Below are 23,747 nucleotides of genomic sequence, written 5' to 3'. Positions count from 1 at the left end.
TGTTCTTCTTTTCATCATTTCCCTTTTCGCAAGCTTCGTGCATCGCCCCGTATGGCTGCCATTGCGCTTTTAACAACACATCGTTATCAGCACTTTTGCCTTAAACTCGGCATGCTAGCTCACCCCTGCTAAAACCCATTGGAAACCGGCTCCTTGAACTATAACTGCTTTACTTCTGTACAAATAGACATGAAACACGAGCATAATTCATCATTTTGGAGGACGTCACGGTCACAATTCGCTATGCTTGTCACACTTTTTTGTCTACGGCCCCTTGATAGTAATCACTCTCTTCGGCCTAAACTAAGAAACGTTCAGTCCTCGCATCAACCGCAGTAGGACCTCATACAGGAACAGCACTATGACAATCGATCAACAAACTATTGATAACGTCTCTCAACTCGACGCTGAAAAACGCTATCAATATCTGCTAGATGAAGTGGCAACTCACCGCCAACTTTGGATTCTCGTTGATGAACACGGCAGTGTCATGCTCAACACTGAAGATGAAGATTGCGTCCCTGTATGGCCTCATCAAGCCTTTGCAGAAGCGTGGGCAACGGGCGACTGGGCAGATTGCAAAGCAGAGTCAATTTCACTGAACAAATGGTTGAGCCGCTGGACAAACGGCTTGTTGGATGACGAGCTCGCACTGGTTGTGTTCCCAGTCACAGAAGAAGATGGTCTCGTCCTCTACCCCGACGAATTTGATCTCGATTTGCAAAAAGCAAACAAACGAAAAAAATAATTAGTTAGGAAATCACATGGAAGTACTCATTCAAAAATTGCAAACGCAGCCAGAAACCGTTGAATTTGACGAAGTCATTGCCACGATTAACCGCTGCTATGAATACACACCAACCGCGTTCTCGAATGGCTTAGGTGATAACGTGTTGGTGAATGCTGCTGGCACCAACGAAGGCTCTTGTCGTATTTTTGCCTTCGCTAAACAGCAGAACCTCACCGAAGAACAGACGTTGCACTGTTTTGGTCATCACTATCGTGATGATGTGTTAGTCAACCCTGAAGGTGACAGCCATGGCAACATTCGCGCTTTTCAAAAGCACGGTTGGCAAGGCATTACTTTTTCAGGCACCGCATTGGCGCTGAAAGCATAAACGACTCCAGTGGTAAACTGGGTGCTGAGCAGGCCCCCAGTTTATCAACTAAGCCACTGTATACTCTGCTATGCAAGTGTAGTCACCCGCAGAGCCCTGAAAATGCGTCTCCTTAACGGCTAAATAGCTTTCGGAGGCAAAGAAAGCATCCCGCTTTTCTTCACTCGCAAAATAGATGGCGAACACTCGCTGCACCGGGTGTGTTGATGCCGAAGTCAAGGTTTCAGCGACTTTAAAGTCATACCGAAAACCGCCCCCATACTGGCGAAGAATCGGCAACATCGCCTCGCGATATCTTCCGTATCCTTGTTCATCTTTGATCTCCATGGCGATCAACATTTCATACATCTCGCTTCCCCTTTAAATAAAACGTATAAAATAGGGATGGCTACCAAGTAACCATCCCAATACATGTATTGCTGTCTTCAACTAAGCAGGCTTAGAGAATCGGCTATCTAGTAATCATCCATTGGCATATAGCCCTCGGTCGAGTACGGCCCTTCATTATGATTACTATCAAACACTGCTGAACGTGACTGCCTGAGTTTTTCTATCTCAGTCTCTAGCGCGTCCACCATCTCATAGTTCCCGTCGGCAAAAGCTAAATAGACTTGCTGCTCTAAATCAGCAATGCGTTCCTTACTCTTCATCTCAACACCTCCATTACTCTGCTTTGGCAAAATAACGTCGTTATCACTGTGAGTGTAGTGGAACATTTTTCAATCGGTCAACTCGAACGCGCCAAGCTACTCCCACATCACGCCGCTGTCATTGTTACGTGCTGACGTCAGTAATTCGATCAAAGGCAAAGCGCGTTGACGGAGATCGATCTCTGGCTCAGAGACTTCTTCGTCGTCATCCATTGGCTGCGATTTCGTTGGCTCTGGCAGCTGACCAAGCGAGGTTTGCAATAGCCTTAGGGCTTCCTCGACCTCTTCTTTGAGCAAGGCACCCGGCACTTTATCAGGGCGTCCCATCATAGCCAGCAACTGGATCGCAACACCGTCAAACATCATGATGTTGGCGTAATGCTTGGTCTTAAAAGTAATCATACTCTCGCTCCTTATTCACACTTTGTCTGATGACGCTTCAAACGGGCCATATGATAAGCTGCCACAAGCTCGCCATCGCGTAATGCGAAATCAGGAGATTCGCCCTCAATTTTGAAGCCAAACTTTTTGTAAAGCGCTATCGCTGCTTGATTATCTGTATAGACAGTCAGTTCAATGCGTGTTGCCCCCATCCAGTTTTCAGCCAAATTGATGGCTTCTCCTAGCAACTTGCTTCCGACACCACGGCCTTGGTAGGCATCATCAACACCCATGCCCAACTCAGCCACATGCCGGCGACGAAACCGACTCGACATCATTAAACCAAGCTGACCAATCACTTTTCCATCGCAGTCAGCGATCAAGCTTGCCATACCATCAGGAATCTCTGATGCGCGCTTTTCCCACTTATCTAATGATGGGTAAGGGAGTTGGAGAGTCTGCGCCTGCGTATTGGTATTCGCGTAGAGTTGCTGTAGCTGCTCTGCGTCTGACGCTTTAACGTGACGGATAATGATATTGTCCATGTGCTCTCCTTTTTATTGTCGTGTTTTCAACAACATAATACAAGAACAGCCCCATAACAATCATTTACACTCAAGCAACCTCAAGATACCTATTTAGCAAAAATTTCTAGGCTTTTCCGGGATAATTTCTAGGCTTACCAGCAAGGCACTGCTTTTTTCATGTGAATCAAGGTCACCTTCTTACCCGTATAGTCTTCCGTTGCTTCCACATCGTAAGGCAAGAAACCCAGGCTTTTATAAAGCATCGTTGCCGCAGTATTGAAACCAAAAACGGACAGATGCGCTTCTGCGCGATACTCATTTTCAATCAAAGCAATCATGTAGTTAAGCAATCGCTTGCCAAAGCCATGTCCTCTGTAACTTTCACTCACAACCACATTGCCAATAAACGCACTCTGCCCTGCTTGAACCTGATAAAGGTTCGCAAAACCAATGACTTTACCTTCATGAACGCAAACGGTGAGCGCTTCTCGTTGTCTCGCAACATCTTCTAACTGCGCGACGCTCCAAGGAAAGGTAGCACTGCGGCTGATCTGAAATAATGCTTCTGGCGTGTTAACCAACTGCGCGACTTCGACATAGTCCGATACTTCTGCTGGACGAATTTTCATATACTCAAGCCTCCTCAATATGCAGGATTCAGAAACTGACTAGCGCGTCGAGTTCAAGGCAAAGGTGTGAAGGAATGGCTTTCCCCTTTCAAACACCTTTAACGCACAAATCGGGGCGCTAGTCGTTTCCCGAAGGGCGAGTTTTCTAGGCTTGAGCATATTGCTTCCGTGTTATTGAGATTTTAACTGTTTAGAGGGATCGACAGCGATAGTAGGCTGTACCTTCAAGTGCAAATACATTTCGAAGCAAAGCCATTTCTCATCCTCGAAATCACAATAGCGTTCGCGCTTGTCATAAACAAAACCCAAACGCTCATAGCAACGTCGCGCCGCATAATTCTGCTCAAACACACCCAAGGTCATTGTTGACGCATTAAAGTGCTTCTTAGCGTACTCGATAGCGAGATTGACCAAACGTTCTCCTATCCCTTTTCCGCGCGCATTTGGGTCGACAACCAACACGCGGCATAGCCGAAATCTACCCTGACCTTGATCGACCACCTCAACGTAACCGATGACTTGGGTATCATCAACCAACATGAAGGGATAAACGCCTGGGGAAGATAAATGCATCTCTACCTGAGAAAGTGTCAATGGATATTGATAGAGCGGACCACCCCAGAGCAAGTTAAACGCGGCGTTCGGTACCCACTCAAGTAATCGCCAATAGTGTTCTTTTTCAAACGGAACAAAAATCAACGGCACCTCCAAACGTGCTTAGGCTCGGCGTTTCTTCTCGTATTTTTTCACTTTTTTCAACGCAATTTGACGTTTAAGCGGCGACAAGTAGTCAATAAATAGCTTACCTATCAAATGATCCATTTCATGTTGAATCGCAATGGCCAAAAATGCTTCATTCTCTATAACTTGCTCTTTTCCTTCCCGATCTAAATATCGAACCTTCACTTTTTTGAAACGCTCCACATCCGCATAATAATCAGGAATAGACAAACATCCTTCCTGACCGATTGTCGGAATTTCACCTTCTACTAACTCAGGATTAATCAACACAAGAGGATCATTTCTCTCATCTGACAGGTCGATCACAATCACCGCTTCACGACGGCCAACTTGTGTCGAAGCCAGACCGATACCGTTATCAGTGCTATACATCGTCTCTAGCATGTCATCAATCAAAGGTTGTACAGCGGCAACATCTTCAACAGGACGTGCTTTTTCACGTAATTTAGGGTCGGGAATCGTTAAAATATTTAAAATAGCCATAATCTCGACTTTAATTTACAGATATACTCAAACTACTTAAGTATATGCAGTGACTAAAAAAACTGGTGAACAAACAACTATACTGCCTTTTGATTTAGCCCACTAGGTCTTTAAAGCAACGTCTTGCTGACCAGCCTAGCAATGCTCGCTCAACAAACATATTGAGGAGGCTGAGTATACTCAAGCCACCTGTTTAGCAAAAAGAATGAATTAAGATAAAAAGAGGAGCGAATCAATACTGCTTCAGCCAATCGACAACAGCATCACACCGTTGCTTTCCTAATGCACCAATGCTGTGATACCGAGCTTCGCCATCGTGTATAACGATTTCACAACCACGGCGCTCAACGCGAAAGCTATAGCGAAAAGTGTTTGAAAGTTGCTTGGCTTCTGGGGGATAAATCAAATGAAGCGTAACCTGCCCTTTGGCATCAGCGGTCAGCATATGGAACCGATCAAGGTAGCTATTAAACCCGAGAGAAAGCATCAGAGCAGGTATAGTGAGAGAGATAAACACCGCTTTAATCGGTGAAACGGGTTCGAGCCGATAATCTCCGATCGCCCTCACCGCCAAGTATGAGATTGCACAACCAACCGCAGCGATACCAGCTAAAAACCAGAAGCTACCAAACGCGGAATCAGGGTTTGCTATCTCAAAAGCATTCATTATCGACCTGTCGTTATCACCACTGTCCCTGCCAACTTATCGTGCCATCCTTGTCGTCTTTCATCCCAAAGAATCCATGCAAAGCCGAGTCCGCACGGGAGGAATGAGACAAGATACCCAATGCAACGTAATGTCGCTTGTGGAAGCGTCAACCCTAAGCCCGTTTTCGCGTCCACCACTTTTGTCGCCAACATCATTTTGCCGGGTGTTGCAGCACGATAAACCCAAAAAGCTATCAGTACTAATAGTGACAAAACTGCAGGCAAGAAACTGTAAATGTCTGTTATCAATTCTGCACTATGTGAAAAACTGAAAGTACCACGCAGCACAAAGAGAAAAGGCAGATAGATACCAGCAATAAATGCGAGGTCTGTCAGCGCTGCTGCACAGCGTCGCCCAAAACCTGCATAGTCTTTGGACTCCTTTTCAACAGGGCCAGTGATATCAATCATACGTGGATGAAACTGCTGTAACTTTTTACTCAAACGGAATTACTCTAATTAAAACTGCGGCTCAACCGTCGCTTGGCTCGACTGCTTTTAACGGGGAATATCTCACCCATTTTCCGGCATCAAACATGTACCCATAGGGAGAAATAGCATGTCGGTTATGCTTATAAATGTCCTTTACCAGCGCTGAGATATGGCTCATCGCAAACGCGTCTTCACGAGGCACGAGGTACACATGGTCCCTCGCCGGCATAAAAAAAACCCAGCCTTCTTCCAACGCTGCTAACGACCAATCTGGTTGAGCGAGTAAACTTGAAGCTGCGTAAAAATCACGCTTACTTAATGTCAATACACCTTGCAGTTCTTGACTAAACACGACCCACTTCGCATCGGTTTGCTGCCAGTGCATTTGTAAATTATCATTCGCCAGCGCTCTTAAATGCGTAGCGCTTAACCCCAAAGCTTTGACCTGTGCTTTCGTGAGATATTGAGCGCTTTGCGGCGTATCGAGAACGTACAAGACAATGAGATCACTGTTGAGGTGCTCATAGTAAAACGGGGTCAAATCCTTATTAACGCCAGCTTCGCTCAACTGCTCGCGCGTGCGCACTAAAAAAGACTGCGGCTTGATGACGGGCAAAATTCGCGAAACCTGTTGATGACTGTCGTGATTCAGTTGCGCATCTACCACAACAATTTTACTTTGAATCGCCTCATAAAGCGGTTGCTGACCAAGTTCATAACTGTGGTATGCATTATCTAAAAAAACAATGAGCTCACCTCCACCCGGCTTATTCGCGCGAAGGTGAAGCTCATCAACAATGTCAAAACCTGTATCCGCCAATACAGTTTCTGCCTCCTGCTCAAAAAGAGCAGTAAATTCACCGCGTGTCAGCGTGCTGGCCGCCCCTTCCCATGACGGAACCAAACACGCGGCCACCAACATTACCCAATGCTTTCTCATTGTTATAACTGCCTAGCCAACTGGCATTTATTATGGTACGTGATGAGTATCAGCTATCGAATACTCGACGCCTTACTCTAAATATACTCAAATCACCTCAAGATGCCGGATTCAGAAGCGGCCTAGCGCGTCGAGTTCAAGGCAAAGGTGTGAAGGAATGGTTCCCCCTTTCAAACACCTTTAACGCAGAAATCGGGGCGCTAGTCGCTTCCCGAAGGGCGAGTTTTCTAGGCTCGCCACCGTCGTTACTGTTTTTTGATTTAGTCCACTAGATCTTCAAAACAGTGTCTTGTTGACAAGCCTAGAAACGCTCGCTGAACAAGCATCTTGAGGTGGTTTGGGTATACATTTACTTTTATTTGTTTTAATACAAACCTGTCTTGTTAATTAAACAGTAAATGCGCGGTTATTTTCACACTCTTCGCTTTACCGGAAATTCCAATTAAGAATATATGACAGATTTATGAATTAAATTTTACCAACTGGCAAAAGAAAATAAAGAGAAATCCGAATAAATTTCATAAAATCCGTACTCGATTTTAAGAAAAACACAGATAAAGACTATAATTTAAGGCAGACATCATTAAATGATGCTCTGAACCAACACATGACTCGAATAACACAAGATTCAACATCAATAGTTGTTTTTAATCTGTGTTCAGACAGAATAAAATTCCAATAACCCCGAGAATTGCGGTTAATTATTCATAGACAGGGGAATTCGAGTCACTCAGAAATGAACTTGATGCGCATAAAAATTCACCAAAACAGCATTTAAGTCACACAATACTCACAGTTTTGACTATATTTATATCTATCAATAAAGACATCGCATGACTGGACCGTCTAATTTGTAAGACTGCATTCGGCGTCCTTCATTGCTATTCTTTTTAGTAAAAGTTCGGTTAGCCCTAAGTATCTTAACCCCAGCAACAAAAGAGTCAAAAATAACTCAATAATTACCACGGAAAAATAACGCATACATTCTTATTGACTTATTTATTCCCAAGAAACATTAAAAAGGCGATAATATTATCGCCCTTTTATTATCAAATATATAAGCACTCAATGGATTGCAACTTTTGCATTGACACTCTTACCTTAGAGAGCGTAGGAATAAACCCAAGCCACCAACCGCCATCACTAAGATTGCCATTAGTTCAAATGCTGACATCGAGCGCATTGTAAAATTTATAGAACTAATAACACCAAATATGAATGCAGATACGGACCCAATCGTTAGCAGCCAGCCAATAATGTTTCGGCTATTGAAAAAGATAAGCCCTACGCCAAACATAAAAGGAATCAGTACCATACCACCAGTTACATTCAGCCCTTGTCCCATCATATTGAACGAGTACAAGCGCGTGCTCATGGCAAAATTATTGGTGATAACTATCGAGTTTAGCAGCATATAAAAACCACCACACATCATCACTAGGCCGATAAAAAAACTACCAATGCCTCCGGAAGTGCCGCCAGCCCCTTTCATCCCTTCTCTCCTTTTCGGTAAATCGTCAATGCTAAATCAAAGCAATAGGGAGTGTTTGCATCCGCGCAAACCCTCTTTCTTACATAGATTGAGCAACAGTACCGAGGAAACGACACAAAATCGTGGGCAATTAAATGCAGTCTGGTAAATCTGCGATGCATACCTTAGTTTTGGATCTGGTCAAGCATGCTTACAAGATAATCCGCTGCTTGTTGTGGGGTTTTGTCGGTGGTATCGACCTCTATATCGTACTCCATATCAGCGTGCACAAGTGGGTACTCATGACGCGCGAGACCGATCGCTCGATCACCTCGAGCTAACTCTCTTTGCTCGCAGACAGAAAGGTCACATTTCACACCAACGTAATAGGCATTAAAGCTTGAGAGCAACGAACGTAAATTGCGTTTATCCTGCTTCTCTATCCATGCATTATCGATAATGAGTCGGCACCCCGATTTAAGTAATCCCAAAACACATTCATGATAGCCCTGCACTAATACGGCATAATCATAGCCGCGACGCGTAATAGGCTTTCCTTCCATCATGCAGTGCAAGTCACTCGGTGGTAATGCATATAACACACTATCAATACTAAAATTAAGATACTGTACATCAAGCTGTTCTTGCAGGGCCTTCGCGACACTGGTTTTTCCAGCACTGCCTGTGCCGTTTAATATGATGATATCTGGACGCATTTCACGGTTCCGTTATTGATTAAAATAATGAATATACCGAATGACGTGTAGAGACGTTGTATCCGCTGACAAGGACGTGAAACAGTTCCAATAAATCATCGTCACTCAGTGACGTTTATCGTCTCGCAAAGAAGAAATTTGATAACCACATCAACAAAGTTCAAGAGTAGCTGCTACCCTCGCTATTAATAGGATTTTCATAACTACTCATTGCTCCACAGCAGCTAGGAATATCATGATGGAAAAGCCCGATTTACCAGAAACGCTAGGCGCACTTGCTCTGCACTACCAACGCGAACTCCAAGACCACCGCCTCCATCGCGCAAACATGCAACTGATACAGTTTCTCGGTAAAGTGAAAGCGCATTTTCTGCGTGAAACCACCTATCAATGTGGCAATATTTCACCGGGTTATCTCGACTATTCCTACTTCGCTTTTTTCAATACGGCACTCCGTGCGAATAAACTCCGTTTTGGCATCGTACTGAATCACCATGCTCTGCGTTTTGAGCTTTGGTTAATGGGGCAAAATGCGGATATGCAGCATCACTACTGGTCAATACTCAAAGCAAGCCCGTGGAATGTGGGCTTTGATGCAATGCCGATCTACTCTGTCTTAGAAACAGTCTTAGTTGAGTCACCAAACTTCGACCGTCCGGAACAACTGATCAAAGAAATCGAAGCAACGGCGACCTTAGCCGCCGAAGAAATTATGATGTGGCTGACCCCGCATTTGGAGCACTAAATACCGCTATGCAGGCCGTTTAAACAAGTTTAGCAGCGCGCCACCAATGATGAACACTGTGCCTAACAAGGTTGTCCAAGTTGGTATTTCATCAAAAAACAGCACACCAAATACTATGGCGAACACAACTTGTAAGTACGAGTACACCATAGTCTTACTCGCCGAGCCAACTTTCATCGCTTTGGTTAAATAGACTTGACCGACTTGTGTGAGTACGCCAACTAAAACCAAAAGTACGAATTGATAGAGATTAGGCATCACGAAATCACTACCAAGCAATACGAGCGAAACAGGGAGGGCAAATAGCGGAAAATAAAACACGATCACAGAAGGGTCTTCAGTACCGCTCAGTTTTCTCACAATGGTATAAGCAATAGAGCTTCCTAAAGCGCCAATCAGTGCGATTACCACACCGACTATAGGTAGATCCATCGCATCTGGTGCCATAAAGAGATCAGGCTTTACTATCACAACCACGCCAATGACGCTCAGCAGTAGACTGATCATCGTCGAGGTATGAACCTTCTCTTTTAGAAATAGAAATGCCATCACTGACGTGATAATCGGCGTCACGTTTTGAATGATAGTGGCTTCTGCTAATGGCAAAACCGTTAATGCACCGTATACGCAAATCAATGCCAACGCCCCGACAATGCCACGACATGCGAGTAAGAACTTATTGTTCCCCCAAATAGAGATGCCCTTTTTACTTACTAGCACATAGCTAAGCGACAAACTAATCAATGCCCTTGCTGCAATAATTTCAAACAGGGGGATACCGCTATTACTCACCGCCTTCACACAAACGGCCATCAACGAAAATCCGATAGCAGATATCACCATGTAACGAATACCTAGTACTGCGCTCTGCCCTATCTCGGTACGACTCATTAATCACTCCTAGTTAAACGCTCAAACCACCTCATAACCCGATAGCGAGCTCTCGTATCGAGTGGCTTGAGTGTAAGACGACAAAAACTGCCCGAGTTTACCCGATTTATACTCAAGCCACCTCAAGATGCTTGTTCAGCGAGAATTTCTAGGTTTGCCACCGAGGCACTGCTTTGAAGGTCTAGTGGACTAAATCAAAAAGCAGTAACAAAGGTGGCGAGCCTAGAAAACTCGCCCTTTGGGAAGCAACTAGCGCCCCGATTTCTGCGTTAAAGGCGCTCGAAAGGGGAAACCATTCCTTCACCCCTTTGCCTTGAACTCGAATCGCTAGTCTGCTTCTGAAACCTGTATCTTGAGGTGGCTTGAGTATATATGTATCCAACCTGACTATTTTCATCACGACTCTGCGATCCGTTCGTCATTCATCATCACTCCAAACTTAGACAAAATTGACAAAAATGTTCATAATTAAACTAGTGAATCAATAAAAGGATATTCACAATGAGTGTGACAAATACCCAGCCCGATATCAGTAAACAGCAGATGGCTGAAGCAGGCTTTAAAGCGGCCACTGTCATCCTGGATGGTTGGGGCTGCACCCAAGCAGAGATGCTATCCATACTACGCCTCAGCAAATCTTCTTTTTATAGCTTCAGAAAAGACAGCGAAAAAGTACGTCTTGATGACGACCAACTTGAACGGCTGAGCTACATCCTCAATATTCACTCCGCGTTGAGAATTATCTTCGACAACCCAGAAAATGTGCGCGGGTTTATGACAATGCCCAATCACAATGCGTACTTTGAAGGCAGAAAACCGCTAGCGATTATTGCTTCGGGTAAGTTCAGTGACCTCTACGAGGTGGCTATACGTATCGATGCACTTCGCTCAGGCATTTGGGGTTAATTGGCATGACGAAATCCGCACCGAACAAGGAAGCACGGCAAACAGGTTTTCGCTTGCTCAACTCCAAATACCCCACTATCGCCCTTTTCGAGGATGTCGCAAGCCCGGAAGACTTCGACGCCTTATATGAACTGCAAAAGCTGACCAATCCACGTATTCAACAAGAAGTGGGTAACATCGCGCTTATCGCGAGCGAAGAGATTCCCTTTCACTGTAAACGAGGAAGAAGCTACGCTGTGGCCCCTTTTACGCATATCAATCGAGATGGTACGCGCTTCGCCGATGGCAGCTTCGGTGCTTTATATATCGCAAATGATGTCCAAACGGCGTTGTTTGAGATTTATTATCACCAAGAAAAATACTGGCAAAACGTAGAAGGATTAAAGTTCGACCGCATCGTTTTACGCACTCTCGAATTTCAGTTTGATGCCAGTCATGTGCTAGACGTGACAGCCTACCCTATTGATGACCCCATTTACGATCAAACCCATTATGGCCAATCACAACAGCTTGGCCGACAAGTGAGAAAAGAGCAGTGCTATTCCGGCATCTACTACCGTTCAGTGCGTCATGATGGAGGGACGTGTTGGGCCATGTTTACACCCAAAGTAGTCTATGACGTCTATCAGCGTTATCACATTGAAATGATTTGGGATGGGAAAAAAATTGATTCAATTAAACGTATTGGTGAGATCAGCAAGTCACCCTTGAAAAAAGTGTAACGGCCAGCACAACCGTCTTGCCTGCATCGTCAAAGGGTGGTTAACCAACCCCAGCACGCAAATCTCTGCCATTTCAACACACTTTGTCGATTTAGGGTTGTTTTGTACAAGAATCAAGTCAAGCAACAGGCTATTTTAAATAGCAACTCTCCGGACAAAGCACGCGAACAACCTGCTTCGCCAATTGCCCGGACCGACACAATGCAATGAGGAGAAGGTGCAAATGAAGACAATAGGGTTGCTGGGAGGAATGAGTTGGGAGTCGACAGTAAGCTACTATCAAGCACTAAACCGCGGGGTGAAAGCGTCTTTAGGTCAATTACACTCCGCCAAGATCTGCATGTATAGCGTCGATTTCCAAGAGATAGAACGTCTACAGCATGCTGGCGAATGGGATGAAACAGCGAAAATCCTTTGTAAAGCGGCACAATCCGTTGAAGCAGGCGGTGCCGATTTCTTGCTCATTTGCACCAATACGATGCATAAAGTCGCCCCAGACATCGAAGCCGCTATTCATATCCCGCTACTGCACATTGCTGACGCCACCGGGGAACGCTTACAGCAGAATGGCATTACAAAAGTGGGCTTACTCGGCACCCGATTTACCATGGAACAAGCTTTCTACCGCGAAAGGATTGAACAGCATTTTGGTATTGACGTGATCGTACCAGACAGGTCCGCCAGAGAGACGGTACACAATGTCATTTACAATGAACTCTGCCAAGGCGAAGTACGTGAAAACTCCAAACAGGCGTATTTAGCCATCATCGAAGCATTAAAAGCAGCAGGTGCGGAAGCAGTGATCTTGGGTTGCACAGAAATTGCTTTGCTAGTACAACAAGCAGATACCACGGTACCTCTCTATGATACGACAGCAATCCATGCCCAAGCAGCCGTCGAAATGGCAGTCCAAAGTCATCCCACTCACAAGGTCGAGCCATAAAGGCCCCCAAAAAAGCGCCAGTATAAACACTGGCGCAATAGCCGGAGACAACCTGTTTACAGCTGGTTGTTATCGTTATCGTCTCAGTATTCCCTTTTTACATTGGAGAGCCAGAATCAAACAACCCCGTCTCATCGCTATAGATCAAGACTGTTTCACCTGACATTGCATCAGTAAAGGTATATTCATAAAGGGTATCACCGCTATCAATGCCTAACTGCGCCAATAGCGCGTCATCTAAGCTATTCGCTTGTAACGCATTTTCACCATGCGCACACCAACCAGCAAGGTCTAGATTGACCTCTTCAACACCAATGACAAAAAACGTCCCATTATCTGTGGCGTTCAAGCCAAAAACATCATCAGACTGCTTGGCTATTTTATCGAGACTCAGCGTGACACTATCATCACTGGCCGCGGAACCGACAACCGCTTCAATCCGATGGATATTGCTGGCTGTCATATCAACGTTTAACCCCTCCGCTTCCAGCCCTGAAGCAAACTCAGCACTCACCAAGGCGTCAAAACCTTTCCCACCGTGTAAGATGTCCGTAGTGGCATCATCACCAGAAATAACTAACGTATCATTGCCTTTCGCACCATAGACCCGGTCGATACCGTTTCCACCAACCAACAAATCGTTTCCTAACCCGCCTTTTAACGTGTCATTACCCGTGCCACCAATCAGGGTATCGTCACCGCGATTGCCCACAACCAAATCATCACCGGCACCACCATCTAACCAATCATCCCCTTTTCGACCATAAAGCGTTTCTTGGGGTGTAGACACGGAATCAAAGGTCACTGTTGTTTGCACGTCATTGAAGTCGTAGTCATTCGGGAACGGGTCCCCACTGGTATTGTCATTCCAATTCAGGACGATTTGGTTGCCATTAACCACATTCTGAACATGGCTCGGCTCTGAGAGCAACGCCGTAAATGTCTGTCCATTCGAACTCAATGATCCCGTTTCGGCATCCAGCGTCACAGCTCCCTCTCCGACACCTAACCGCCCTCCATTAGGTACAATAAACAACCCGACCTGATCGACGTCATGACAATCAAAATCTAACGTCAACGCATCCGTGGCGGTTTTCACATTACTCCACACGACGTTTGCTTCCATGACTTGGCCTTCTTCATCGAGCAGATAATAGCCTAAACTATTGTTATACCATGCATCTGACCCGTTGACGGCCAAGGTCATTTGGCCTTGAAACCCATTGACATCAAACTGACCTTCAGTCGCTACAAACTCGGGGATCATTTCACCGGCTTGTTGATTATCCCCTCCCAACACGACGTCATCGCCTCGTCCACCGTACATAATGTCATTACCATCTCCACTCAATGAGATAGTGTCGACACTGACTACATCAAAGGTATTTGTTGCCGCGGGTTCAAAGATCAATTCATCAAAGGCCTTCCAACCCGTTTGCTCCGGACCAATCTCAAACATGCCCAAGACATCGAGGATGGGCGAGACCCTCGGCTGTATCCCTGTCGCGAGATCCTCGGCGGTAAACGTCCCTTCAGCGACTTTGACGCCATCACGGTATGCCGTCCACGTCCCAATTTCTGTGTCACCGCTCGCTCCGTCATAGGGTCGAGAAATGGCAACCTGTGCGCCCATACTATGCTCACCCGTAGTAACCGAGACTGGCAAACTGCCCGCCGTATTCTGAGCAGGCATCACCGCCGCTTGCCCATTTGCAAAATCAAGCTCAAACTCACCCCTGTTTTCGTTGTAACTGTAAGCGTCAAAATGGTCACCAATCATCACGTCGTCACCATCACCGCCGCGCATCAAATCGTTACCTGCACTGTGGGCGAGATCCGAATCCGGGCCATTGTCGCCAATTAAAATATCGTCCTTTTTGACTTCTCTTAGGCTGACGTTATCAATCAGCGCACCGTAGGTATCCTCAACGCCTCCGGCTTGAAAAACAATCTCATGTGTCCCTGCATCAAGTTGTAAATCGATTTCAAAGTGCGACCATTGGTTTTCGGGATTGAACGTCATGATCACTTCACCATCCACAATCACCGAAAACTCGCTGGTTTCTGAAGCATTCTCTTGATTACCTCGATTACGCCCGGCATAGTCAAACTCAAAGCGGTACTTTCCGGTACTCTCGACCGTAATCGCTTGACCTACGGACGCATTTGAAACCCCTTCAGAGCCGGGGTCGCGGTGAGCATCTAACTCCAGTACCGTGTTGCTCGGTTCGGCATTCGCGCCCGTCGTTGGCGCGCCGCCAACGCGGGTATATTGCAGTTCAATGAGCCCATCATCGGTACTGGCGTCAAAGTCAGTCGCGGCCCAACCTTCGATTTCATCATATGTCGCCCATCGATGACCATGTGGGTTAAACACTGTCCCCGTTGCTGCACGGTTTTCAAAATCACCGTTAACGAATAAGTTTTCGCCAAGTGTTTGAGGGCCGCCCCCACCGTATATGATATCGTTGCCTGCACCACCTTCGATGTAGTCACTACCACGTCCCCCGGCAATCGCGTCATCAATGCACGACATGCCGCCTAACGCTTCAATATCTTTTTGTTTCGCGATGCCTAAACTATTATCAAACTCGCCCGGCTCATCACCCGCGTCCAACGTGTGATTCCAAGCCTCGATAATGTCATTACCAGCACCACCACGCACTTCATCAGAACCTCTTCCAGTCGCAATAAAGTCGTCGCCACGCCCGGCACGAATATCGTCATCGCCTTTCCCGCCGTGAATCTCATCATTTCCACCACCAGCATTGATGATGTCGTCACCGTCATAGCCGTGAATAAACTCGCCCTGACTTGTACCAGTCAGTTGATCGTCTTGGTTTGTGCCTTTGATGTCTTCTGCAGCCATGTGTATTTCCTCAGTTTTCATGGTCACAAGAGATAGCCCGGCTGTCTCACCCGTTGAGACCCGTGGTTTTCCGTCCCCACCTCGCGATGGGTTTGGCCTTCACTCTTCCTAGTGCTCTCGCATCGCTTTGTAAGCGGTGACATAGAGAGGGTCGAGCAAGTAGTCCATTGGGGTACGATTACCCAGTAGCACCATGACTTCAGCTGGCATACCTTGATACAAAGCACGATGAACCTCTGTATCAATCTCTTCCTTAAAAAGCCGTACCTTAATGAGATAGCCCGCTTGCTCGTTATCTTGTTCGGTCTGGTTGGCGGCGACATGGATCACTTCGCCGTTAATGGGGAGGGCAGTGCGTTGATCTAATGCGGTTAATCGGACACGCGTTTTCATCCCTTGTTGAATCACATCAATATCTTGCGGGGAAGCAAAGGCTTCAACGATAAACGCTTCTTGCTGTGGCACAATCTGTAACAAGGGCTGCCCCGGCGCGATCACTTCGCCAGACGATAACACCTTAAGGTCTGCAACTCGGCCAGATTGCGGCGCAACGATATCGATACGGCTCAATCGGTCTTCCGCCTCTAACATCGTCTCTTCCAATTCGTAGAGCGCCGCTTCAACCTGCTGCATTTCTTCTGCGATACGTTGCGTTTGATCATGGTGAATATTGGCGAGATGGAGTTTGGTTTCTGCCAAGTCGCCCTCTGCGGTGACAATGTCAGTGTTTGTCTCTGCGATTACCGAGGCTAAGCGCGCTGCTTCTCGCTTTAAATCAAGCAGACGTGACTTCGACGTACTACCTTGTGCCAGTAACGTAAGATGCATCGCGATTTGCTGCTGCAAGTAGTGAAGACTTTTTTGATCAGCAGCGAGTTTGCTGTGCAATGCCTTTTGACGGCTGAGGTGATTGCTGGCCTCTTGATCAAGTAAGGCCCGCTCACCTTTAAACAGCGCCATTCGTTGCATCATAAGTTGTTGCTGGGTTTGCATGAGTACCGCAACACGCGCATCCGCTTGCTGCTTTAATAACGCATCAGAAAACAGAATGGTTTCTGCTCCTGCCAACTCAGCCTGTAAACGATTGGCTCTGGCGAGATGGCTTTGCCATCGTGCCACCATCCGATTCAACTGAGAGCGAGCCGCAGCCGATTCTAAGGAGATAAGCCGATCCCCGGCTTCGACATACTGGCCATCATTAATCCAAATTTGGCGAACAATCCCGCCTTCTAAGTGCTGAATGGTTTTAGGGCGGCTTTCAACCGTCACTTTCCCCCTTGCAACAGCCGCAGCTTCGATCACTGCAAGGTTTGCCCACCCCAATAGGCCTATCAAAAGTAATAAGACAAAAAGCAATAACGACGCCTGCAATCGGCCTAGGCCCAACATTAGCACTCGCCCATCACCTAATTCGCGTTGCTCGGCCGAGAGCTGTGAGGTAAGTAAACGCAGCATCTCATGCTCCTTGGTTTTGCGAAGGCTGAGAGGACTTAGACGAATTGACAGACCCGCCTCTTTGCGGTTGTAAGCGACCACAAACATGTTGTACTGTGCCCGCTTTTGCAATTTGGCCTTGCTGTAACAAAATGGCCCAATCTGCAAGACGCAACAATGCTGACTTGTGCGTCACAACGATAACTGTCATTCCTTGCTGTTTACACCAAGAAAGAAGCTGCACTAACTGGGCTTCACCGTCTGTGTCAAGGTAAGCATCAGGCTCATCTAAAATCAGCAAGCGAGGCTTAAAATAAATCGCGCGCGCCAGTGCAATCTTCTGCCTTTGTCCACCGGATAACGGATACCCCCCTTCGCCAATCACCGTGTCATAACCCTGCGGCAACTGACAAATCAGTTCATGCGCACCAGCCCGTTGAGCGGCCTCTATCAACTGAACATCCTCCCCTTTCCCTCGAGAAAGGTGGCTAATATTGTCAGCGATAGAAGCGGCAATAAACTGTATGTGTTGCGGTAGATAGCCGACGACGGTTGTGCGCTGCGACTCCGGCCAGTTTTCAATTTGCCCGCCATCGAGACGAACTTCCCCTCGCGTTGCTCGGGTGACACCCGCAATTAAATCACATAACGAAGATTTCCCTGCACCTGAGGGCCCAACTAAACCTAAACAGTGACTCGCCTCTAAGCGAAACTGAATATTGCTTAATAAGGTGCGCTGGCTCTTCTCACACAGCCAAGTCACCTTATTTAACACTAACTGCCCTTGTGGATCGGGCATCATCACCTTGTCCGCTTCTGAGGATTGCGTAAAAAACCCAACCTTGACGCGACAATAGGCCTTATAGCCTGTCCGCAAACTCCGATACCCCGAAATGAGTTGCTCAAAAGGCTGTAACAATCGCCCAAGTAGGATAGAGGCCGCAATCATACCGCCGGCGCCCAGCTCTCCTTGAATAACCAATAGTGCACCTGCCGCCATCACAACGACCTGCATTACCATCCGTAACCCGCGATTAAACGCTTGCATGTTAGCGTGACTGGCAGATAACGCCGCGAGATACCAAAGTGTCATTTGCGATTTGCTTAGCCACGTTGCCAATACTGCATCACGCATGCCTTGCACGCGGACGTTATCACTTTGTGCCAACATCTCCTCTTGATATTGACGCACTTCACCTTGGCTTAGCTGCAATGCGAGGTGGTGATCACGCTGCAGCCAAGCGGTAAGCAAAGTCATAACCAGAATGACAACCACAGATACCAAGCCGATGGCGCCTAATACCGGGTGGAGAAGCTGCAATATCACTAAAAACACGGGGGCAAACGGTAGGTCGAACGCGCTAATAAATGCCGATGACATTAAGACTGATCGCGTTTCATGTAAGTCATTCAACAACCCGCGCTTATGCTTTTCTGTTCCTAGCATCTCTCGGTAAAGCGCATCACTCATATTGACCTCAAACCGCAGTGCATTGCGTTGCGCGAGATGGTCGCGCAGCGCGCTTAACACCCCCTGGATTAAAAGAAGAAAGAGTGTAATCACTAGCAAAGCTTTTAGGGTGGCGACACTTTCACTCGACAACACACGGTCAAAGACTTGAAGGCTGAAAACTGGCACCACAAGCATCAAGGCATTGATCAAAATAGTGACAATGATGAATGGAAATAGAAATCGAAGATGAAACGGAGATAGATGATCCCAATGTGAACTCATTACAGCGCCCTTTACTGCTTAATTGCGTCAGCCAACATCAACTTAGCAGGGTGTTTCATTCTTCAAGATGCGAAAAAAGTGGCTTCTTAACCGTGAGATATCAAGGACAAAAGGGTGCAACACTGTCTCAGTTGCAAGAGTAAAAAGACTCGACAATGCGATGCCCAGCTTTAATGAAACAGGATTCAAAACCATCCCGGCCATTTTTCAGCGACTTATTTCCAATGGACGCGATTAAACACATTGAACAACTCAGAAAAGGCGTCAGAAAAGTAAGAAATTGGACAAGGAAGCAATGCCAGTAAAACAAGGCGACACGTTAAACGACTTAGACAAGAAAAGAAATGATGCTCAGCAGCCTCTTGATGACTTGCTCAGCGAAAAAACGCCCATTTTCGCGAATGTTCGCGCCTGTGAGGTTCATCACAACGGCCTTGTGATGAACCTCACTGTTAAACAACGGCTAAGCGGCACTAAAACGGCTGATGCCTCCCGCAATATTCGCCGCCAATTGACGCACCTCTTCCGCGGTTAAATGGGTATGTTCAGCCACGCTGCGATTGGTCTGAACCTGCGAGTTCAACTGCACTAGGTTCTCCTTAATATCGGCAGCGGCCGCGGTCTGTTGCTCCGTCGCCGAAGCAGCTTGAATAGACATATCATTGACCTTTGTTAGCAGCTCGCTGGTTTCAATCAAGGTCGTTTCGGTCTGCTTCGACAACTCGACCGAGGTAGACACCTTGTCAAAGCCATCATCTATCTTACTCACCACATTGGTTACCGACTGCTGAATCGTCGCGATCATGGTTTCAATTGAATCCGTCGAATCTTGCGTCTTTTGCGCAAGATTACGCACTTCATCAGCGACAACCGCAAAACCACGTCCTTTTTCACCCGCGCGCGCTGCTTCAATCGCAGCATTAAGGGCAAGCAAGTTAGTTTGCTCCGCGATACCACGAATTACCTCTAGCACACTGGCAATGTTTGTCGATTCTTCCGCGAGATGACGCGCATCGGAAGATGTCGTCTCAATGGTTTGATAAAGCTCTTCAATCCGCGCTACCGCTTGAGTCAATGAGCCGATGCCTTCATTCGCATGGGCGATAGCTTCTGTCGTCAATGCTGCGCCTTCGCTGGCATTATCGGCCATCTCTTTCGTTGCCAAACTCATTTGATGGACAGCACTCAAAATCGTATCTGAAGAGGTACTCTGTGAAACGGCAACTTGAGACGTCTTCAACGCAGACTCATCCAGTACTTCGCTTTTACGCTGTAAAGCATCGACATCTGCATCGATGCGATGCACAACCTCACCCAACCCTTGTACAAAATGATTGAATGCTTTGGCTAGATCACCAATTTCGTCATTTTCTGACACCTTTATCTGCGCAGTAAGATCGCCTTCATCCGAGCTGATCTCCTCTATCCGCTCTGTTACTTCAGTAATCCTTGTCACCAAAATACGTTGACTCACAAAAGCCACGATTAACGAGATCGCCAATGTCGACACCAACACAACCCAGCCGATGGTCTTTTGCTGTTGATTCGTCGCTGCGGCTTGCTCTTTCAACAATGTCGCTTTACCCATTGCCAACTCACCCGACACGTCAAACACATCACGCAACGCACTAAAAGCCGCTAGCCCTTCCCCATCCAGAATGGCAAGCGCGCCCTCTTTATCGCCATCATTGCTCAAGGTTAGCACTTGATCTACGGAATTATTCCAACGCGAAAACGCCTGCTCAAAGCCCTGTGCTGATTGTTGAATGTCCGGGTAGTCACGCATTAGCTGCCGAAATGAAATGAATCGATCACTCGCTTGCTGGGCATTGTCAGCAATCGTCTCTTTCAATTGTGGCCGATGCTTGGCGTCATGGCTCACATATTTCACTAATGCGACCCGTACTTGATAAAGATCTCTGTCTCCATTCAATACCGCAGAAACCGCTGGTAAATAGACTTCCGTATAGCGATTCATATTTTGCTCTAAGGTACTAAAGCGCATATTGTCTGCAATCACGACGGCTAAAAGGGCGAGTGTTAGTATTGCGGTGGGCAAAGCGTACTTAATGCGTATGCTCAAATTCTTCATCATAGACTTCCTTTCTCTCAGTACTGTCGCAGCTAACCACTTCAGTTCGCGCTGCTGTTCCTCCTTATCGGCGGCTAAGATGAAATTTCAATGAATAACCACAGAGAATATTGATGAAATGCGCATTACTGCGAGCTATATCGACATTTGAGAAAGGTAACAGTAGGAGAATAGACCTAGAACCGCTTGTTTTCACTCAGGTTGCTTACCGGTGTTGACTTAGTGACAGCAAAATTCACCATCTCGAACTCGCAGTCGCTTTCATCTACCACCACAAAACCTAAACGCTCATACAACCGCTTAGCCGGATTGCTTTTAATGACACTCAACCCGACATCAAAGTTTTGCTGGTGGCTTTGTTCAATTAATTGTTGAATCAGCTGTCGCCCGATCCCTGCCCGTTGATAAATCGGCATTATCTGAATCTGCACGAGATACCAACGATGCTGCTTAGGCTCAAACAAGCTTTTAAACAAACCCGCAGATTCACCATTCACCTCAACAACCTTCGCATGTTCAAATTGGTACTGAACGCGCTGTAAGTATGCTTCCCGAGACGTAGGCATACCTGCATCAATCAGGTACTTGCGCATACTGGCATCACGCAATTGCTGCAAGAAATCAATATCGGAAGCTAATGCTTTTCGAAGTGATAGAACCATGAAAATATCTCGAACGCAATCAATGATACACTCAGTCTATAGCACCGTTAGCATAGCTAAGGTCCACACAGTTTTACAAAGCGGATTGGCTAAATCAGCGGTAGCTAAACCAAAACTGAGAGTCGTCTCTAAGTCGACGATTTGATTTGTCTTATCGACACTTTTGCCATTCCCTCCTGTCATCCGTCGCCACGAGACTAAAGCGCGTGCTAACCTCCGTACACATTATTCTCGAAGAGAAAAGACGATGACACCTCAACAAATAGCCCAAAAGTACCTCGAGCTAAAACTCCAATATGAAGAAATTAGCCATGTCGAGTGCGGCTTTAAAAAAGCCACACAACAAGAAGAAGATAGACTGAAACGCATCGCTAGCGGCATCATTACAAGCAAAGACTATAAACAACTTGCCCCCTTGTTTGCCGCGGCCGGCATTGAACTCAAGGAGTACCTTCAGATTAGAGAGGCGCGTCAACGATTCAGTCTATTCGGCGCACTTAAAAAGTAAACAACATCAAAGCATCATCTGCGACAAGCAGCACGATAACATCAACATTAGTGGTCATTCGATGGCTCAGAGCCACAATTTTCCACCGTAGCAATGTCATGCACCCGAATGGTGGTGGTCGCAGTAAATCCAACGACATCCATCAATTGAGGAACGACGATATCATCGACTCGATAGCTTACTTCATACTCTTCGTAAGCGGCGACGACACCATTCGTTTTCGACACGCTGGAAGTAAGCTGCTCAGAGACATGTTGAATGTGCTGACTCGCTATGACCCATTTGCCCATTGGCTGGACGAGATTTTTATCATCATTTATTCCATCATCTTGGGCAACAAACTCAACGATGGCTTGTGATGAAGCATCCTCTTCAAAAAACCAAATCCAGCCTTCCGGCGTGAAAGGCGTTGCATCACTGTATTTTATATAGATCGCTGCGTGCGCGCTTGGTAACGCCCACCGGTGCACCGAATACCCTTCCAAACACCCGCCACCAGAGAGATAAGGCACCACACCAACGTTAGCAGAAAAATCTGACGCCATACTAGAGAAATAGTAGGGTGGCTGAATGAGTGCGTTGCTCATGACATCCGCAGTTGCCGTATTTATCGCTCGCTGCGCAGAAAGCGCCTGAATCTCGTAGTCAGGCCCTGTTTCTATGTGGATATCGGTTTCATCAGAAAAAGCGGTGACTTCCACGCTCCCGTCCAGTAAGCGCTGGCTGGGGATGGTAAAGCGCCCCTTATGAATCGCAAACTTACCGTTGATTTCATCGAGCACATATTCCTGGAACGTGTCCTCACCCTGCTCAAACTCGACACCATAGCTCTGGTAGTCCAACACGGGGCCGACAACATCCGAGTTCACCGACGCGAGCCAACTCTCAATCTGAATATCCTCTGTCTTCTCATCAAATAGAACCAGTACCGCTTTACCCACAGTTGACATGTCTGGCTCTGGAGCAATCGAATTCACTGCATTCAAGCGACCGTAAGTCACGATCAAAGCCGACTTAGAAGCCGGGTGAAAATAGGTATTCGTTGAAAGCCCTGAAAACATCGCGGCATTGTGACCCGACTCAAAATGACTCACCACATCACTACCATTAAAATCAACCTTTCTTTCAGCGGTAGGTGCAACATCCAACACTGTGTCAGTTGAATCACTGTTGTTGCATCCAACCAATATCGCCATCAGCAACCCGATAAAAATTCTCATCCCTGTCTCTCCTTTGAAAACCACCATGCTTACGGCACCTGAGTTAAAGCTAGCCATAAAAGTATAGCTTTACAGACAATTTCGAATTATTGGAATATAGTTATCATTCCCTTTTGATAGACTTTCATCCCAATACAAGCCGCTACCTACTGCTCTATTAGTAGCCTAGATATGTTTAGGGCTGATTCTCAATTATCAGCGTCGTGTTTCATAATGCATCAAGA

26 protein-coding genes and 1 riboswitch are annotated in these 23,747 nt (G+C 46.5%); of the genes, 7 read left to right on the top strand and 19 right to left on the bottom strand.

Features of this window, described 5'->3' with window-relative positions; translation table 11 throughout:
- The first annotated feature begins 361 nt into the window (after positions 1–361).
- Positions 362–748 carry a DUF2750 domain-containing protein gene (locus TSUB_RS19225; protein WP_087016960.1) on the top strand — a complete coding sequence of 129 codons (387 nt, stop codon included), beginning with the start codon at positions 362–364 and terminating at the stop codon, positions 746–748.
- Positions 749–764: 16 nt separating this feature from the next.
- On the top strand, positions 765–1,118 hold the full coding sequence (locus TSUB_RS19220; RefSeq protein WP_087016962.1) for a HopJ type III effector protein: 354 nt from the start codon (positions 765–767) through the stop codon (positions 1,116–1,118).
- Positions 1,119–1,166: 48 nt separating this feature from the next.
- On the opposite strand, the gene TSUB_RS19215 is transcribed toward TSUB_RS19220, so the two are convergent.
- The 12 genes from TSUB_RS19215 to TSUB_RS19160 form a co-directional block, all read right to left on the bottom strand.
- Positions 1,167–1,466, bottom strand: a complete 300-nt coding sequence (locus tag TSUB_RS19215) for a DUF1330 domain-containing protein (protein WP_087016964.1) — start codon at positions 1,464–1,466, stop codon at positions 1,167–1,169.
- A 107-nt stretch (positions 1,467–1,573) separates the two neighbouring features.
- Entirely contained in the window at positions 1,574–1,768 is a 195-nt protein-coding gene (locus TSUB_RS19210; protein WP_159064780.1) for a hypothetical protein, read from the bottom strand.
- Between the two features lie 96 nt (positions 1,769–1,864).
- On the bottom strand, positions 1,865–2,170 hold the full coding sequence (locus TSUB_RS19205; RefSeq protein ID WP_087016967.1) for a DUF1840 domain-containing protein: 306 nt from the start codon (positions 2,168–2,170) through the stop codon (positions 1,865–1,867).
- Positions 2,171–2,181: 11 nt separating this feature from the next.
- Positions 2,182–2,694, bottom strand: a complete 513-nt coding sequence (locus TSUB_RS19200; protein WP_087016969.1) for a GNAT family N-acetyltransferase — start codon at positions 2,692–2,694, stop codon at positions 2,182–2,184.
- 134 nt (positions 2,695–2,828) lie between these two features.
- On the bottom strand, positions 2,829–3,305 hold the full coding sequence (locus TSUB_RS19195; RefSeq protein WP_087016970.1) for a GNAT family N-acetyltransferase: 477 nt from the start codon (positions 3,303–3,305) through the stop codon (positions 2,829–2,831).
- A gap of 171 nt (positions 3,306–3,476) precedes the next feature.
- The gene (locus tag TSUB_RS19190; protein ID WP_159064781.1) at positions 3,477–4,004 is read right to left on the bottom strand and encodes a GNAT family N-acetyltransferase; all 528 of its coding nucleotides are present in this window, start codon (positions 4,002–4,004) and stop codon (positions 3,477–3,479) included.
- Between the two features lie 18 nt (positions 4,005–4,022).
- Complete coding sequence (gene def, locus TSUB_RS19185) at positions 4,023–4,529, bottom strand: peptide deformylase (RefSeq protein ID WP_087016974.1); 507 nt, start codon at positions 4,527–4,529, stop codon at positions 4,023–4,025.
- Between the two features lie 232 nt (positions 4,530–4,761).
- Positions 4,762–5,196, bottom strand: coding sequence for a hypothetical protein (locus TSUB_RS19180; RefSeq protein ID WP_087016976.1), 435 nt, complete (start codon positions 5,194–5,196; stop codon positions 4,762–4,764).
- Positions 5,196–5,681 (bottom strand): RDD family protein, encoded by a 486-nt coding sequence (locus TSUB_RS19175; protein ID WP_159064782.1) that lies wholly within the window; start codon positions 5,679–5,681, stop codon positions 5,196–5,198. Before TSUB_RS19175 ends, TSUB_RS19180 begins: the two co-directional genes overlap by 1 nt.
- Positions 5,682–5,709: 28 nt before the next feature.
- Positions 5,710–6,609: a DUF1444 domain-containing protein gene (locus TSUB_RS19170; protein WP_159064783.1), complete on the bottom strand. Its 900-nt coding sequence runs from the start codon at positions 6,607–6,609 to the stop codon at positions 5,710–5,712.
- Between the two features lie 1,096 nt (positions 6,610–7,705).
- Positions 7,706–8,101, bottom strand: coding sequence for a hypothetical protein (locus TSUB_RS19165; protein WP_087026489.1), 396 nt, complete (start codon positions 8,099–8,101; stop codon positions 7,706–7,708).
- 164 nt (positions 8,102–8,265) lie between these two features.
- Complete coding sequence (locus tag TSUB_RS19160; RefSeq protein ID WP_087026492.1) at positions 8,266–8,796, bottom strand: chloramphenicol phosphotransferase CPT family protein; 531 nt, start codon at positions 8,794–8,796, stop codon at positions 8,266–8,268.
- A gap of 235 nt (positions 8,797–9,031) precedes the next feature.
- On the opposite strand from TSUB_RS19160, the gene TSUB_RS19155 reads away from it, so the two are divergent.
- Positions 9,032–9,541, top strand: coding sequence for a DUF7000 family protein (locus TSUB_RS19155; RefSeq protein WP_192867884.1), 510 nt, complete (start codon positions 9,032–9,034; stop codon positions 9,539–9,541).
- A gap of 6 nt (positions 9,542–9,547) precedes the next feature.
- Here TSUB_RS19155 and TSUB_RS19150 read toward each other — a convergent pair whose 3' ends face one another.
- Positions 9,548–10,432: a DMT family transporter gene (locus tag TSUB_RS19150; protein ID WP_202819791.1), complete on the bottom strand. Its 885-nt coding sequence runs from the start codon at positions 10,430–10,432 to the stop codon at positions 9,548–9,550.
- 501 nt (positions 10,433–10,933) lie between these two features.
- Here TSUB_RS19150 and TSUB_RS19145 point away from each other — a divergent pair.
- The 3 genes from TSUB_RS19145 to TSUB_RS19135 all read left to right on the top strand — a co-directional run bounded on the left by TSUB_RS19145 (position 10,934) and on the right by TSUB_RS19135 (position 13,003).
- Complete coding sequence (locus TSUB_RS19145) at positions 10,934–11,338, top strand: MbcA/ParS/Xre antitoxin family protein (protein WP_087026498.1); 405 nt, start codon at positions 10,934–10,936, stop codon at positions 11,336–11,338.
- 5 nt (positions 11,339–11,343) lie between these two features.
- Entirely contained in the window at positions 11,344–12,060 is a 717-nt protein-coding gene (locus TSUB_RS19140; protein WP_087026501.1) for an RES family NAD+ phosphorylase, read from the top strand.
- 223 nt (positions 12,061–12,283) lie between these two features.
- Entirely contained in the window at positions 12,284–13,003 is a 720-nt protein-coding gene (locus TSUB_RS19135) for an aspartate/glutamate racemase family protein (RefSeq protein WP_087026504.1), read from the top strand.
- Positions 13,004–13,100: 97 nt separating this feature from the next.
- On the opposite strand, the gene TSUB_RS19130 is transcribed toward TSUB_RS19135, so the two are convergent.
- The 5 genes from TSUB_RS19130 to TSUB_RS19110 all read right to left on the bottom strand — a co-directional run bounded on the left by TSUB_RS19130 (position 13,101) and on the right by TSUB_RS19110 (position 21,795).
- Entirely contained in the window at positions 13,101–15,872 is a 2,772-nt protein-coding gene (locus TSUB_RS19130) for a calcium-binding protein (RefSeq protein WP_087026507.1), read from the bottom strand.
- A gap of 28 nt (positions 15,873–15,900) precedes the next feature.
- A riboswitch (cyclic di-GMP riboswitch) is annotated at positions 15,901–15,979 on the bottom strand.
- A 1-nt stretch (position 15,980) separates the two neighbouring features.
- Positions 15,981–17,327, bottom strand: a complete 1,347-nt coding sequence (locus TSUB_RS19125; RefSeq protein ID WP_159065057.1) for an HlyD family type I secretion periplasmic adaptor subunit — start codon at positions 17,325–17,327, stop codon at positions 15,981–15,983.
- Position 17,328: 1 nt separating this feature from the next.
- Positions 17,329–19,041, bottom strand: a complete 1,713-nt coding sequence (locus TSUB_RS19120; RefSeq protein WP_087026513.1) for a type I secretion system permease/ATPase — start codon at positions 19,039–19,041, stop codon at positions 17,329–17,331.
- Between the two features lie 463 nt (positions 19,042–19,504).
- A complete protein-coding gene (locus tag TSUB_RS19115; RefSeq protein WP_087026516.1) occupies positions 19,505–21,136 on the bottom strand; it encodes a methyl-accepting chemotaxis protein in 1,632 nt (543 codons plus the stop codon).
- 173 nt (positions 21,137–21,309) lie between these two features.
- Positions 21,310–21,795, bottom strand: coding sequence for a GNAT family N-acetyltransferase (locus TSUB_RS19110; RefSeq protein WP_087026519.1), 486 nt, complete (start codon positions 21,793–21,795; stop codon positions 21,310–21,312).
- 247 nt (positions 21,796–22,042) lie between these two features.
- Between TSUB_RS19110 and TSUB_RS19105 the strand changes: the two genes are divergently transcribed.
- A complete protein-coding gene (locus TSUB_RS19105) occupies positions 22,043–22,303 on the top strand; it encodes a hypothetical protein (protein ID WP_087026521.1) in 261 nt (86 codons plus the stop codon).
- Between the two features lie 47 nt (positions 22,304–22,350).
- On the opposite strand, the gene TSUB_RS19100 is transcribed toward TSUB_RS19105, so the two are convergent.
- Positions 22,351–23,523, bottom strand: a complete 1,173-nt coding sequence (locus TSUB_RS19100) for a hypothetical protein (protein WP_087026524.1) — start codon at positions 23,521–23,523, stop codon at positions 22,351–22,353.
- Positions 23,524–23,747 lie beyond the last annotated feature (224 nt).

The organism is Thaumasiovibrio subtropicus, assembly GCF_019703835.1.
GTDB classification, from domain to species: domain Bacteria; phylum Pseudomonadota; class Gammaproteobacteria; order Enterobacterales; family Vibrionaceae; genus Thaumasiovibrio; species Thaumasiovibrio subtropicus.
Note: the sequence above shows the minus strand (reverse complement) of the source record. Positions and strands in the feature narration are given on the sequence as shown.

Excerpts from the sequence above, each read along its gene's own strand:
- TSUB_RS19160 (WP_087026492.1), bottom strand. The coding sequence starts at position 8,796 with ATGCGTCCAGATATCATCATATTAAACGGCACAGGCAGTGCTGGAAAA.
- TSUB_RS19225 (WP_087016960.1), top strand. The coding sequence starts at position 362 with ATGACAATCGATCAACAAACTATTGATAACGTCTCTCAACTCGACGCT.
- TSUB_RS19195 (WP_087016970.1), bottom strand. The coding sequence starts at position 3,305 with ATGAAAATTCGTCCAGCAGAAGTATCGGACTATGTCGAAGTCGCGCAG.
- TSUB_RS19105 (WP_087026521.1), top strand. The coding sequence starts at position 22,043 with ATGACACCTCAACAAATAGCCCAAAAGTACCTCGAGCTAAAACTCCAA.
- TSUB_RS19110 (WP_087026519.1), bottom strand. The coding sequence starts at position 21,795 with ATGGTTCTATCACTTCGAAAAGCATTAGCTTCCGATATTGATTTCTTG.
- TSUB_RS19150 (WP_202819791.1), bottom strand. The coding sequence starts at position 10,432 with ATGAGTCGTACCGAGATAGGGCAGAGCGCAGTACTAGGTATTCGTTAC.
- TSUB_RS19210 (WP_159064780.1), bottom strand. The coding sequence starts at position 1,768 with ATGAAGAGTAAGGAACGCATTGCTGATTTAGAGCAGCAAGTCTATTTA.
- TSUB_RS19200 (WP_087016969.1), bottom strand. The coding sequence starts at position 2,694 with ATGGACAATATCATTATCCGTCACGTTAAAGCGTCAGACGCAGAGCAG.
- TSUB_RS19215 (WP_087016964.1), bottom strand. The coding sequence starts at position 1,466 with ATGTATGAAATGTTGATCGCCATGGAGATCAAAGATGAACAAGGATAC.
- TSUB_RS19205 (WP_087016967.1), bottom strand. The coding sequence starts at position 2,170 with ATGATTACTTTTAAGACCAAGCATTACGCCAACATCATGATGTTTGAC.
- TSUB_RS19145 (WP_087026498.1), top strand. The coding sequence starts at position 10,934 with ATGAGTGTGACAAATACCCAGCCCGATATCAGTAAACAGCAGATGGCT.
- TSUB_RS19120 (WP_087026513.1), bottom strand. The coding sequence starts at position 19,041 with ATGAGTTCACATTGGGATCATCTATCTCCGTTTCATCTTCGATTTCTA.
- TSUB_RS19220 (WP_087016962.1), top strand. The coding sequence starts at position 765 with ATGGAAGTACTCATTCAAAAATTGCAAACGCAGCCAGAAACCGTTGAA.
- TSUB_RS19165 (WP_087026489.1), bottom strand. The coding sequence starts at position 8,101 with ATGAAAGGGGCTGGCGGCACTTCCGGAGGCATTGGTAGTTTTTTTATC.
- TSUB_RS19140 (WP_087026501.1), top strand. The coding sequence starts at position 11,344 with ATGACGAAATCCGCACCGAACAAGGAAGCACGGCAAACAGGTTTTCGC.
- def (WP_087016974.1), bottom strand. The coding sequence starts at position 4,529 with ATGGCTATTTTAAATATTTTAACGATTCCCGACCCTAAATTACGTGAA.
- TSUB_RS19115 (WP_087026516.1), bottom strand. The coding sequence starts at position 21,136 with ATGATGAAGAATTTGAGCATACGCATTAAGTACGCTTTGCCCACCGCA.
- TSUB_RS19180 (WP_087016976.1), bottom strand. The coding sequence starts at position 5,196 with ATGAATGCTTTTGAGATAGCAAACCCTGATTCCGCGTTTGGTAGCTTC.
- TSUB_RS19135 (WP_087026504.1), top strand. The coding sequence starts at position 12,284 with ATGAAGACAATAGGGTTGCTGGGAGGAATGAGTTGGGAGTCGACAGTA.
- TSUB_RS19170 (WP_159064783.1), bottom strand. The coding sequence starts at position 6,609 with ATGAGAAAGCATTGGGTAATGTTGGTGGCCGCGTGTTTGGTTCCGTCA.
- TSUB_RS19100 (WP_087026524.1), bottom strand. The coding sequence starts at position 23,523 with ATGAGAATTTTTATCGGGTTGCTGATGGCGATATTGGTTGGATGCAAC.
- TSUB_RS19125 (WP_159065057.1), bottom strand. The coding sequence starts at position 17,327 with ATGCTGCGTTTACTTACCTCACAGCTCTCGGCCGAGCAACGCGAATTA.
- TSUB_RS19155 (WP_192867884.1), top strand. The coding sequence starts at position 9,032 with ATGATGGAAAAGCCCGATTTACCAGAAACGCTAGGCGCACTTGCTCTG.
- TSUB_RS19130 (WP_087026507.1), bottom strand. The coding sequence starts at position 15,872 with ATGGCTGCAGAAGACATCAAAGGCACAAACCAAGACGATCAACTGACT.